We start from the raw sequence: 11,839 nt of genomic DNA on the forward strand, positions 1-11,839 counted from the left end.
CCTCGCCGGGAAGTGCCCCGCGCCCCGGGCGATGTCTCCTCCGAGACACCCGCCCCGGGCCCCAGCCGGAGGGCTCATGCGCCTGTGTACGTTGATCTCCTCTTACGAGGACTCCACCTCGCCCTACAAGGACATCGATCCGTACCCGGACCCCGCGCGCTGGATGCCCGAGCACACCTGGAGCCGGGCCCTGCTCACGCGCGCCAACGCCGAGGCGACCATCGACCGGCTGGCGGAGCAGGGCGTCGACGTCTTCGTGAACCTGTGTGACGGCGCGCCGGAGGAGGACCTCGCCGGGGTGGAGGTGATCGAACACCTGGTGCGCCGGGGCCTGGCCTTCACCGGCGCGGACGCCCGGTTCTACGCGATGAGCCGCGAGGCCTTCAAACAGGCGTATGACGCGGGGGGCGTGCCCTCGCCGGGGCATGCGTTCGTGTCGGACGTGGCCGGGGCCGAGCACGCGGCCGGGCGGCTGCGCTTGCCGCTCTTCGTCAAGCCGCTGTCGGGGTACGCGAGCGTGGGCATCGAGAAGGACTCGCGGGTCGACACGCGCGAGGCGCTGGGCGAGCGGGTGGGGCGGACGGTCGCGCGCTTCGGCGGCGCGCTCATCGAGGAGTTCATCGAGGGGCGGGAGTTCACCCTGCTCGTGAGCGAGCCGCCCCCCGGCCAGGCGCGCCCCCGGGTCCACACCCCGGTGGAGGTCCGCTTCCCCGCGAACGAGGCGTTCAAGCACTTCGAGCTCAAGTGGACGGGCTTCCAGGGCATGGACACGGTGCCCGTGACGGACGCGGAGCTGGTGGCCCGGCTCACGGAGCTGGGCGAGCGCACCTTCCAGGTGACGGGGGCCCGGGGCTACTGCCGCTGTGACGTGCGGATGAACGCGCGGGGCGAGCTCTTCATGCTGGACTGCAACGCCAACCCGGGCGTGTTCTACCCGCCGGAGTCCTTTGGCAGCGCGGACTTCATCCTGTCGCTCGAGCCCGACGGACACCACGCCTTCCTCACGGGCATCATCGACGGCGCGCGGCGGGCCGCGGGACGCCGATGAAGCGCGCGGGCGAGTTCTCCCTCATCGACTTCTTCCTGTCCCACTTTCCCCGGCCCCGGGTGCCGGTGGGGCCCGGGGATGACTGCGCGGTGCTCGCGCCGTCGCGGGGCGCGCAGTGCATCACCACCGACGCGGTGGTGGAGGACGTGCACTTCACGCGCGCCTGGTTCTCCCCCGAGGACATCGGCCACAAGGCCCTGGCGGTGAACCTGTCGGACCTGGCCTCCATGGGCGCGCGGCCCCGTTGGTTCGTCTGCGCGCTGGCGCTGCCCCGGGACTATCCGCGCCCGGCGCTCGGGGGCATCGCGCGGGGCATGAGCGCGCTGGCGCGCACCCACGGCATCGCCCTGGTGGGCGGCAACTTCACCTCCGCGCGCGAGGTGTCCATCACCATCACCGCGGCCGGGGAGCTGCCCCGGGGCACCGCGCCCCTCACCCGCGCGGGGGGCAGGCCCGGGGACGTGCTCTACGTGTCGGGCACGCTGGGCGACGCCCGACTGGGCCTGTCGCTCCTCCAGGCCGGGCGGCGGCGGGCCCCGGCCATCCTCCGCCAGAAGCGCCCCGAGCCCCGCGTGGCCCTGGGCCGGCTGGCGTCCCGCTATGCGTCCGCGGCGCTGGACCTGTCGGATGGGCTGGCCCAGGACCTGGGCCACCTGTGCGCGGCCTCCCGGGTGGGCGCGGAGCTGGACCTCGAGGCCCTGCCGCTCACCCCGGCCGTACGGGCCGCCCTGGGGCCCGAGGGGGCCCTGGCGGGCGGGGAGGACTACGAGCTGCTGATGGCCGTCCCCCCCGAGCGGACCTCGGTCTTCGAGCGGGCCTGCCTGAGGGCCGAGGAGGCCGTCACGCGGGTGGGGCGGCTGACACCCGACGCGATGGGGCGCATCCGGACGGGCCGGGGCCGGGCGCCGCGCCTGCCCGCCGGTTTCGACCACTTCCGGCGCGGAAGACGGGGGGCGGATTGACCGGTGCGGACGGGAGGGCTAAACCCTCGGGGTGTCGCAGTTGCCGTCTTCCTCCCAAAGCCCGCCCGTGCGCCGCCCTCTTCGCGACGATCCCTCTCCCGGCCTCCTCCCTCGCCGCGATACCGCGCAGCGGCTGCTCCGTTCCGTGGATCAATCGGGCTCGGGGGGGCATGAAGTGTCCCTGCAGTCGAAGATCTTCGTGGGCTACCTGATTCTCGGGGGCCTGTTGACGGTCGCGCTGTTCGCCACCGAGCCGCTGCTGTCGTACTGGTGGCGGGTGTTCGTGGCGGCGGTCATCACGCTGTCCTTGTCGCTCACGCTGCCGCGCTACCTGCCGCGCGTGATGCGCCTGCGGCCCCTGTCGCGCTCGGCCTTCGAGATCTCCCAGGGTGACCTGTCCACGCCCATGGTGGTCGAGCCGCCGCGCGCCTGGCGCCGCGACGAGATCGACGAGCTGGCCATGGCCATCCGCAAGATGCAGGAGAACCTGCGCGCGCTGGTGGGCAAGATCCAGGACACGGCCACCAGCGTGGCGGACACCGCGCGCGACCTGCAGGGCTCGGCGGAGAACGTCAACGCGACGAACGAAGAGGTGGGCTTGTCCATGGACAAGATCGCCCAGGGCGCCGAGACCCAGTCGCAGCTGGTCGGCAAGACGTCCAAGGTCATCACCGAGATGGCCGGCAGCATCCAGCGCACCGCGGCGAGCGCCGAGGACGCGGCCCGCACCGCCGCCGAGACCAGCAGCGCGGCGGAGAACGGCAGCAAGGCGGCCCTGCTCGCGGGCGAGAAGGTCAAGAAGGTCTTCAATCGCATCGAGGCGGCGAGCCAGCAGGTGTTCGCCTTCGGCGAGAAGACGCAGGAGATCTCCAAGATCGTCGACGCCATCACCCAGGTGGCCCAGCAGACCAACCTGCTCGCGCTCAACGCCACCATCGAGGCGGCGCGCGCGGGCGAGTATGGCCGGGGCTTCGCGGTGGTGGCCGACGAGGTGCGCAAGCTGGCCGAGAGCGCGGGTCGCTCCGCCGAGCAGATCTCCCGCCTGGCGCGCGACATCTCCGGTCAGTCCACGGCGGTGGTGAGCGCCATGAAGGTGGGCATCGAGGAGCTGGCCGAGGGCCGCGAGGATCTCACCGGCATCGTGCGCTCCATGGGCGCCATCACCGGCACCGTGCGCCAGGTGGCCGAGAAGGTCCACCTCATCTCCGACAGCGCCCGCGAGCAGCTCAAGGGCAGCGAGGAGATGGTGAAGGCCACCGAGGAGATCTCCAGCGTGGCGCGCAACAACGCCACCTCCACCGAGGCCATCCAGTCCGTCATCCAGGAGCAGACGGACGCCATGGTGCGCATGACGTCGCTGGCCAGCGAGCTCACCAACCTCTCCATCGAGTTGCAGAGCGTGGTGCGCAGCTTCCGGCTCAATGCATGAGGCCCGTCAGGGATTTTCCATGCGGCTGCACTTGCTGATAGAAAGTGGAACGTGCGCCACGTCATCTTCCGGGTGGAGAAGGAGCGCTACGGGCTGCCGCTGACGGCGGTGAAGGAAGTGGTCGTGCCCCCGGAGCGCTTCACCCGGGTGCCGCGCGCGCCCGCGCCGGTCACGGGGGTGATGAACCTCAGGGGCCGGGTGGTGACGGTGGTGGAGTTGCGGCAGCTGCTGGGGCTGCCCGAGGGGCCCACGCCCAACGGGCGGGTGCTGTTGCTGGAGCGGGGACGGCGGGACCTGGGGTTGCTGGTGACGGATGTGGAGGGGATCGAGGCGGTGGAGCGGGTGGGCGTGGCGCCTGGCAAGGCGATTCCAGCGGTTCGAGGGGTGGCGCGGCTCAAGGGCCTGGCGGTCACGGTGTTGGATCCAGAGGGAGTGGATTCCGCGGTGGTTGGACTCTTCACCGCGGCTCAGAAGTGAGTAGCTGTCCGAAATGTGCGGGTGGTAGTGTCCGCGGCCCTTTCGGGGCCTTCTGCGGAGGCGGAGCTTCACATGGCTAAGCGGGTGCTGGTCGTCGACGATGCCATCTTCATGCGCAACATGATCAAGGACATCTTCGCGTCCGGTGGCTTCGAGGTCGTCGGAGAGGCGGCCAACGGGCTGGAGGCGGTGGAGAAGTTCAAGGAGTTGAAGCCGGATCTCACGACGATGGACATCGTCATGCCGTTCAAGAGCGGCATCGAGGCCACGCGCGAGATCATCAAGGCGGACTCGGGCGCGGTGGTCATCATGTGCTCGGCGTTGGGTCAGGAGAGCCTGGTGATGGAGGCCATCGAGGCGGGTGCCTCGGACTTCATCGTCAAGCCGTTCCGCGCCGAGGACGTGCTGGCGGTCGTCAAGAAGGTGCTGGGCGAGAGCTGAGGGTCCGCTCCAGCACGCGCGGCGGAGGCCGGGCATGAGCATGGACATGTCCCGCTACCTCGGCCTGTTCCTGTCCGAGGCGAGCGAGCATCTGGAAGGACTGGGTCGGGACCTCGTGCAACTCGAGCGCGAGGGCGCTCCCGCCGTGGTGGATTCCATGTTCCGCCACGCCCACTCCGTCAAGGGCATGGCCTCGTCCATGGGCTTCGAGTCCATCGCGGTGCTCGCCCACCGGGTGGAGGACCTGGTGGACGCCATCCGCCAGGATCCCAGCCGCCTGGAGCGCACGCTGGTGGACCTGCTCCTGTCGGCCACGGACGTGATGATGGCCCAGGTGCGCTGCGTGGCGGACAACAAGCCGCCCGAGGACGCCTCGGCGCTGCTCGGACAGCTCGCCGAGAAGGTCAGCCGCCTCACCGGCCAGGCACCCACCGCCACGCGGGTGTTGCCCCGCATGGCGTCCGAGTCGCCCGCGCCCCCGCCCGCCGCCCCCGCTCCGCCCGAGCGGGTCGCCGCGAGCACCGCCACCGCCCAGTTGAGCACCGCCGTGGCCCAGGCGGTGAAGGCGCAGCCGTCCGCGCCCGCGGAGCCCAAGCGCGCGGCGCGCTGGAGCGTGCACCTGCGCATCGCGACGAGCTGCCAGACGCCCGGGGTGCGCGCCTTCCTGATGCACAAGCGGCTCGTCGGCCTGGGGTCGCTGCATGACCTGCGGCCGGGCCTGGACGACCTCAAGGCCGGCCGTATCCCCGGGGGCTCCATCCAACTGGAGCTGGAGTCGGCCGAGGTCGAGGAGGGCATCCGCAAGGCGCTGCGCAACGTGGCCGAGGTGGAGCTGGTGTCCCTGACGCCGGTGGCGCCGCCCCCGCCGACGCCCGCGCCCACGTCGTCCCCGGCGCTGGCGCAGGGCGAGGCCGCGCGCTCGGTCGCCACGGGCGCGGATGGCTCGCGCACGGTGCGCGTGCGCACGGAGCTGCTCGACCACTTCCTGGACACCGTGGGAGAGCTCCTGCTCGCCACCGCGCGCCTGCGCGAGCTGGGCAAGGTGCTGCCGGAGGGCTCGCGCCCGCCCATCGAGGAGGGCGTCTACCGGCTGCACACGCTGGTCAAGGACCTGCACGACAAGGTGATGAGCGCGCGCATGACGCCCTTGTCGCTCATCACCGACCGGCTGCCCCGCGCGGCGCGCGACATCGCCCGGCGCAAGGAGCGCGAGGTGGACCTGGTCATCACCGGCGCGGAGATCGAGCTGGATCGGGCCATCCTCGACGAGCTGGCCGACCCCCTGCTGCACCTGTTGCGCAACTGCATCGACCATGGCCTGGAGCCCGCCGAGGAGCGCGTGGCCGCGGGCAAGCCGCCCCGGGGCAAGCTGCAGGTGTCGGTGCGCCGCGTGCGCGACCGCGTGGTGCTGGAGATGGAGGACGACGGGCGCGGCATGAACGCGGCCCGGCTCAAGGCGGCGGCGGTCGAGCGGGGCGCCATCTCCCAGGAGGCGGCGGCGCGGATGACGGACCGCGAGGCCTTCATGCTCTCGTGTCTGCCCGGTGTCTCCACCGCCAAGGACATCTCGGAGATCTCCGGCCGGGGCGTGGGCATGGACGCGGTCAAGCGCGTGGTGGAGAACGTGGGCGGCACGCTGGAGATCGAGAGCGAGCTGGGCCGCGGCTCGCGCTTCGTCCTCAAGCTGCCCCTGACGGTGGCGGTGGTGCAGCTGCTCCTGGTGGCCGTGGGCGAGGAGGTGTTCGGCCTGCCCATCGCCAAGGTCGTGGGCGCCACGGAGGCGGATGGCGAGCGGCTCGACCGCACCCGCCAGGTGCCGCTCTTGCCCCATGGCCAGGGCCTGCTGCCGGTGTACGCGCTGGACGAGCTGCTCGGCGTGGCGGCGCCGCCGCGCACGGGGGTGCGGCCCTTCGTGGTGATGGAAGCGGACACGGGCCGGGTCGCGCTCGCCGTGGACCGCCTGGTGGGGCAGGAGGAAGCGGTGCTCAAACCACTCTCTCGGCCTCTAGACTTGCTACCGGGGCTTTCTGGGGTGACCATCCTGGGAAGTGGCCGCCCGGTCTTCATCCTGGACGTGCCAAGGTTGCTATCCGCGTGAGCCCTCATCCGAGCGACATTCAACTCGACGCCCTGCGAGAGGTGGCCAACATCGGCTGCGGGCACGCCATCAGCGCGCTCGCGAAGATGGTGGGTGGCCGCACCGTGAACCTGTCCGTGCCGCGGGCCCTCCTGGCGGACGCCACGGGCGTGGCGGAGCTGCTCGGCGGGACCGAGACCTCCGTGGTGGTCGCGTCCCTGGGCATCCTGGGACCCCTGCGGGGCCTGCTCCTGCTCGTGCTGCCCACGCCGGACAGCGCGGCGCTGGAGGCCCTGCTGCTGCGCCGCACGGACGCGCCCGCCGAGGAGCGCGAGAGCGCCCTGGCGGAGACGGCCAACATCGTGGCCAGCGCGTGTCTGTCGGCCATCGGGATGCTGACCGGCTGGCGCCTCCTGCCCACCGTGCCGACGCTGCAGCGCGGTGACGCCGGCCCGCTCATCGCGGACGCCGTGTTCGAGACCCAGGGCGATGGCCGCGTGGTGGCCCTGGAGACGCGCTTCGACTCGGTGGGCACGCCCGCCGTGTCCGGCCAGGTGCTGCTGCTGCTCGACGCCAAGAGCACCAGCGCCCTGCTCGCCCACCTGGGCGTCTGAAGACGAGCAGCCAGGCGGCCGCCTGGCCTCGCCGCTGGTTGCCACCCCCTCGCCTCGTTCCCAGCTTGATAGGCCGAGGGGCGTGACGGTCGCGTCCCAGGGGAGGCACTCATGGCGAAGCTCATCTTCGGAGGCGCGGTCCTGGGCGCGGTGCTGCTCGCGGGCTGTCAGACGGGAGGCGCGGTGGCCCTGCGCGACACGCCCGTGGTGCGGGATCAGCCCGCGCAGAACCCCAGTTCGCTCGAGCGGGGCCTGCTCGTGCGCGGCACCGTGGACAAGGACTACGACAACGTCCTCGTCATGCAGGATGACCTGGGCGAGCGGCGCTACCTGCGCATCGGCAACAACACGCGCTACTTCCAGGATGGCAAGCAGGTGAGCCGCGAGTTCCTCGCGCCAGGCTCCACGGTGCGCGCTTCGTACGACTTCAACAACCGCGAGCAGATCGCGCGCGAAATCCACATCCTGAGCACCGATGGCGAGAGCGCCCCCGTGCAGCTCCCCACGCGCTCCGGCGCGCCCATTCCCTGACGTATCAGGTTTCATGGAAACCACCCGCCGGCGGACCCCGGATCATGGCGCGCCGTGTCATGACTTCCGAGGGTCGGCGGGCCGGATTCCAACTGGATGTCCCGACGCGGCGTGCTCGCGGTGAAGACCAATATAAGACCTGTGGGATTCGGCGTTGAATCGTGACATCCCAGGTCCGAACGAATGACTTTCCGCAGCGGGTGTGGAAAAGTCCCGCGCAATGGTTGATTCGTCGCCTTGTCGCCCCCTGGGCAAACGCGCGAACAGTCGTCTTCCCGTCGCGACCTCGTTGCTGCTCTTCCCGCTGACGTTGCTGGGCTGCGCGCATGCGCGGCCCTCGGCGGAGAATGTGACCTCCGAGGTTCAGGCGCAGGCGGCCGTCGCCCCTCCCGTGGTGGAGTCCGTTCCGTCCGCTCCCGCCGTGGCCCCCCGCCCCTGGGCGGACGAGGTGCTCTACTTCGTCGTGGTGGACCGCTTCGCGGATGGCGACCCCACCAACAACCTGAACGTGGACACGAAGGCCGCGGGCACGTTCCACGGCGGTGACTTCAAGGGCCTGCGCGAGCAGCTCGACGAGCTGTCGTCCCTCGGCGTGACGGCGCTGTGGATCACCCCGGTGGTCAAGCAGATCGAGGGCTTCGTCACGGGCGCGGGCTTTCCGGACTGGGGCTACCACGGCTACTGGGCGGATGACTTCCACGCGCTGGATCCGCACTTCGGCTCGGAGGCGGAGCTCAAGGCGCTCGTGGATGACTGCCACGCGCGGGGCATCCGCGTGCTGCTGGACGTGGTCTACAACCACGCGGGCTACCTGTCGCGCTACCAGCAGGACCCCCAGACCCGGGACTGGCTGCGCACGGAGGAGACGGGCACCTGCGGCCAGGACGACGTGACGGCCTGTGTCTCGGGCCTGCCGGACTTCAAGACCGAGCGGCCCGAGGTGGCCCAATACCTGCTCGACGCGCAGCTGGCCTGGGGCAAGCGCCTGGGCCTGGATGGCTTCCGCCTGGACACGGTCAAGCACGTGGACCACGCCTTCTGGCAGGAGCACCGGCGCCGCACCCGCGCCGAGCTGGGCCCGGACTTCTACCTGCTCGGCGAGGTGTGGGGCGGGGACCGCGAGTCGCTCGAACCGTGGTTCTCCACGGACGAGCTGGACGCGGGCTTCGACTTCGGCTTCCAGGGCAGCGCGCTCGGGTGGGTGCAGGGCCGGGGCCGCACGGTGGCCTTCGACGCCTACCTGCGCTCGCGCCACAAGGTCCGCCCGGGCCACCTGCTGTCGCACTTCCTGTCGTCGCACGACGTGCCCGGCGCGCTCTTCCAGCTCCAGGGAGACAAGCCGCGCTTCCGGCTCGCGGCGGCGCTGCAGCTCACCACCTCCGGCATCCCCGTCATCTACTACGGCGAGGAAGTGGGCCGCGCGGGCGGCGACTGGCCGGCCAATCGCAGCGACATGCCCTGGGGCGAGCGGGCCGTGAAGCCCGGGGCGGGCGTGCCGCGCGACGAGTCCCTGCGCCAGTTCTACCAGAAGCTCGTGGCCGTGCGCCGCGCGCACCCCGCGCTGTCGCGGGGCACGCACAAGGCGCTGTCCACCGAGGGCGACGTCTACGTCTTCCTCCGCCATGACCCCGAGTCCAGTGACGCCGTGGTTGTGGCCGTGAATCGCGGTGATAAGAAGGGCGCTGTCTCGGTCCCCTGGCCCGAGGCCTGGGGCGGCGCGGCCGCGGAAGACCTGCTCGAAGGGGGAGGAGTGAAGGCGGCTCCCACCCTGGACGTCACCGTCGAGCCGCTGTCCGTGCGCATCCTGGGACGAGCCCGATGAAGTCCTCGCAGTCTTCCACCAGCAGGCCTGTGGGCACCCCGCGTCACGCCCACGGAGGGAGAGCCTGAATGTCCGGTGTGGTTTTCAAGAATGTGGCCAAGCGGTACGGCGATGTGTCCGTCATCGAGGGGTTGAACCTCGACATCAAGGACCATGAGTTCATGGTGCTCGTGGGCCCCTCGGGCTGCGGCAAGTCCACGGCGTTGCGGATGATCGCCGGCCTGGAGGAGATCACCGGCGGCAGCCTGTCCATTGGCGACCGGGTGGTGAACCAGCTCCCGCCCAAGGAGCGGGACGTGGCCATGGTCTTCCAGAACTATGCCCTCTATCCGCACATGTCGATCCGGGAGAACCTCGAGTTCGGCCTGAAGATCAGGAAGACGCCCCGGCCGGAGATGGACCGGCTGGTGAACGAGGCGGCGGAGATCCTCGGCATCACCCACCTCTTGGACCGCAAGCCCAAGCAGCTGTCGGGCGGTCAGCGCCAGCGCGTGGCGCTCGGCCGCGCCATCGTGCGCAAGCCCGCCGTGTTCCTCTTCGACGAGCCCCTGTCCAACCTGGACGCCAAGCTGCGCGTGCAGATGCGCTCGGAGATCAAGAAGCTCCAGCAGCGCCTGGGCGTCACCTCGGTCTACGTCACGCACGACCAGATCGAGGCCATGACGATGGGCCACCGCATCGCGGTGATGAAGGAAGGCAAGCTGCAGCAGCTCGGCACGCCGCTGGAGGTCTACGAGCGGCCGGCCAACGTCTTCGTGGCGCAGTTCATCGGCTCGCCGCCCATGAGCTTCACCTCGGCCACGCTGTCGGCCAACGGCGAGGTGCTCGAGGGGGACGGCTTCCGGCTGCCCGTGCCCCAGAGCCTGCGCCCGGTGACGGCGGGCAAGGGCGGCAAGAAGCTCAAGGTCGGCATCCGCCCGGACAACATCGTGGCCCCCACGGTGACGGCGCGCGGCGAGTCGGCGCCCATCGAGGTGGCCGTGGACCTGGTGGAGCCGCTGGGCAACGAGGTCATCGTGCACTCGCGCCTGGCCGACAACTCACTCGTCTTCCGGTTGCCGCCCCAGCACTCGCCCGAGTCGGGCGCGAAGCTCCAGGTGCAGGTGGAGCTCGAGGCGCTGCACCTCTTCGACGCCGAGACCGAGCTGCGGCTGTCCGCCTGAGCCCCCTTCGTTTGATTCCAACCCCAGGATCCCCGACATGAAGACCCCCCGATGGATGTTGGCGGCCGCGTGCCTGTGTGTGCTCGGCCTGCTGTCCACGCGCGCCTCCGCCGCCGAGCCCAAGGAGATCGTCCTGTGGCACGGCTACCGCGCCGAGGAGAAGGCGGCGCTCGAGAAGCTGGTCAACCAGTTCAACACGGCCAACGCCGCCCAGGGCATCAAGGTCACGACGCTCGCGGTGCCGTATGACGCCTACCCGGACAAGATCTCCGCCACGGTGCCGCGCGGCAAGGGCCCGGACGTCTTCATCTTCGCGCAGGACCGGCTGGGTGGCTGGATCGAGGCGGGCAACATCGAGCCCATCGACTTCTACCTGGACGATGCGCTGCGCAAGCGCTTCATCCCCACCACGATGGAGGCGATGACCTACCGGGGCACGTCCTACGGCCTGCCGCTCAACTACAAGGTCATCACGCTCATCTACAACAAGAAGCTCGTGCCCACGCCGCCCAAGACGAGCGGCGAGATGGTGGCGATGTCCAAGAAGCTCACCGACAAGAAGGCGGGCCGCTTCGGTCTGGCCTACGCCTACGGGGACTTCTACTACCACGCGGCGGTGATGAACGGCTTTGGCGGCGGGGTGTTCGGCCCGGGCGCCGCGCCCACCATGAACTCGCCGGAGAACGTGAAGGCCGCCGAGCAGGTGCTCAAGTGGATGGACAAGGACGGCATCCTCCCAGCCGAGCCCACCAGCGCGCTCATCAGCTCGCTGTTCAACGAGGGCAAGGCGGGCATGGTGTTCTCCGGCCCGTGGTTCCTCGGGGAGATCGCCAAGGGCGTGGACTACGGCCTGGCGCCGCTGCCCAAGCTGGACGAGGCGGGCGGCAAGCCCATGCGTCCGTGGATGACGGTGGAGGGCGTGTACGTGTCCTCCAAGTCGAGCAACAAGGACGCCTCCTTCGAGCTGGCCAAGTTCCTCACCTCGGACGCCGCGGCCAAGGTGCTCGCGCTGGAGGGCCGCCAGAGCCCCGCCAACCAGGGCGTGTACGCGGACGCGAAGCTGTCCGGGGACGCGCAGCTCAAGGCGTTCCGCGAGCAGGTGGAGGTGGCCGTGCCCATGCCCAACATCCCCGAGATGTCGATGGTGTGGAGCCACGCCACCACGGCCATGAGCTCCATCCTCAAGAAGACCGCTCCTCCCAAGGCCGCCTTGGACGCCGCGCAGAAGGGCGTCGTCAAGGACGTGGCCAACCTGCGCAAGAAGTGAGAGGCACC

11 protein-coding genes are annotated in these 11,839 nt (G+C 70.5%); all 11 read left to right on the forward strand.

Features of this window, described 5'->3' with window-relative positions:
- Positions 1–76 precede the first annotated feature (76 nt).
- Positions 77–1,048 (forward strand): D-alanine--D-alanine ligase family protein, encoded by a 972-nt coding sequence (locus tag I3V78_RS06795; protein WP_204485498.1) that lies wholly within the window; start codon positions 77–79, stop codon positions 1,046–1,048.
- Positions 1,045–2,010 carry a thiamine-phosphate kinase gene (gene thiL, locus I3V78_RS06800; RefSeq protein WP_204485499.1) on the forward strand — a complete coding sequence of 322 codons (966 nt, stop codon included), beginning with the start codon at positions 1,045–1,047 and terminating at the stop codon, positions 2,008–2,010. The genes I3V78_RS06795 and thiL overlap by 4 nt, the downstream gene beginning before the upstream one ends.
- A 67-nt stretch (positions 2,011–2,077) precedes the next feature.
- Positions 2,078–3,439: a methyl-accepting chemotaxis protein gene (locus I3V78_RS06805; protein WP_204485500.1), complete on the forward strand. Its 1,362-nt coding sequence runs from the start codon at positions 2,078–2,080 to the stop codon at positions 3,437–3,439.
- A gap of 51 nt (positions 3,440–3,490) precedes the next feature.
- Positions 3,491–3,916, forward strand: coding sequence for a chemotaxis protein CheW (locus tag I3V78_RS06810; protein ID WP_204485501.1), 426 nt, complete (start codon positions 3,491–3,493; stop codon positions 3,914–3,916).
- 72 nt (positions 3,917–3,988) lie between these two features.
- Positions 3,989–4,357, forward strand: a complete 369-nt coding sequence (locus tag I3V78_RS06815; protein ID WP_204485502.1) for a response regulator — start codon at positions 3,989–3,991, stop codon at positions 4,355–4,357.
- Positions 4,358–4,391: 34 nt separating this feature from the next.
- Positions 4,392–6,455: a chemotaxis protein CheA gene (locus I3V78_RS06820; protein ID WP_204485503.1), complete on the forward strand. Its 2,064-nt coding sequence runs from the start codon at positions 4,392–4,394 to the stop codon at positions 6,453–6,455.
- The gene (locus I3V78_RS06825) at positions 6,452–7,048 is read left to right on the forward strand and encodes a chemotaxis protein CheC (RefSeq protein WP_204485504.1); all 597 of its coding nucleotides are present in this window, start codon (positions 6,452–6,454) and stop codon (positions 7,046–7,048) included. The genes I3V78_RS06820 and I3V78_RS06825 overlap by 4 nt, the downstream gene beginning before the upstream one ends.
- Positions 7,049–7,159: 111 nt before the next feature.
- Positions 7,160–7,579, forward strand: a complete 420-nt coding sequence (locus tag I3V78_RS06830) for a hypothetical protein (RefSeq protein WP_204485505.1) — start codon at positions 7,160–7,162, stop codon at positions 7,577–7,579.
- A gap of 349 nt (positions 7,580–7,928) precedes the next feature.
- Complete coding sequence (locus I3V78_RS06835) at positions 7,929–9,401, forward strand: alpha-amylase family glycosyl hydrolase (protein WP_338023478.1); 1,473 nt, start codon at positions 7,929–7,931, stop codon at positions 9,399–9,401.
- Positions 9,402–9,469: 68 nt separating this feature from the next.
- The gene (locus I3V78_RS06840; protein WP_204485507.1) at positions 9,470–10,564 is read left to right on the forward strand and encodes an ABC transporter ATP-binding protein; all 1,095 of its coding nucleotides are present in this window, start codon (positions 9,470–9,472) and stop codon (positions 10,562–10,564) included.
- A gap of 37 nt (positions 10,565–10,601) precedes the next feature.
- The gene (locus tag I3V78_RS06845) at positions 10,602–11,831 is read left to right on the forward strand and encodes an extracellular solute-binding protein (protein WP_204485508.1); all 1,230 of its coding nucleotides are present in this window, start codon (positions 10,602–10,604) and stop codon (positions 11,829–11,831) included.
- Positions 11,832–11,839 lie beyond the last annotated feature (8 nt).

Origin of the sequence: Archangium primigenium (assembly GCF_016904885.1) — a bacterium.
GTDB classification, from domain to species: Bacteria; Myxococcota; Myxococcia; order Myxococcales; family Myxococcaceae; genus Cystobacter; species Cystobacter primigenius.

What these genes read in the sequence shown, in the direction of transcription:
- I3V78_RS06795 (WP_204485498.1), top strand. Translation starts at nt 77, where the DNA reads ATGCGCCTGTGTACGTTGATCTCCTCTTACGAGGACTCCACCTCGCCC.
- thiL (WP_204485499.1), top strand. Translation starts at nt 1,045, where the DNA reads ATGAAGCGCGCGGGCGAGTTCTCCCTCATCGACTTCTTCCTGTCCCAC.
- I3V78_RS06815 (WP_204485502.1), top strand. Translation starts at nt 3,989, where the DNA reads ATGGCTAAGCGGGTGCTGGTCGTCGACGATGCCATCTTCATGCGCAAC.
- I3V78_RS06820 (WP_204485503.1), top strand. Translation starts at nt 4,392, where the DNA reads ATGAGCATGGACATGTCCCGCTACCTCGGCCTGTTCCTGTCCGAGGCG.
- I3V78_RS06830 (WP_204485505.1), top strand. Translation starts at nt 7,160, where the DNA reads ATGGCGAAGCTCATCTTCGGAGGCGCGGTCCTGGGCGCGGTGCTGCTC.
- I3V78_RS06840 (WP_204485507.1), top strand. Translation starts at nt 9,470, where the DNA reads ATGTCCGGTGTGGTTTTCAAGAATGTGGCCAAGCGGTACGGCGATGTG.
- I3V78_RS06845 (WP_204485508.1), top strand. Translation starts at nt 10,602, where the DNA reads ATGAAGACCCCCCGATGGATGTTGGCGGCCGCGTGCCTGTGTGTGCTC.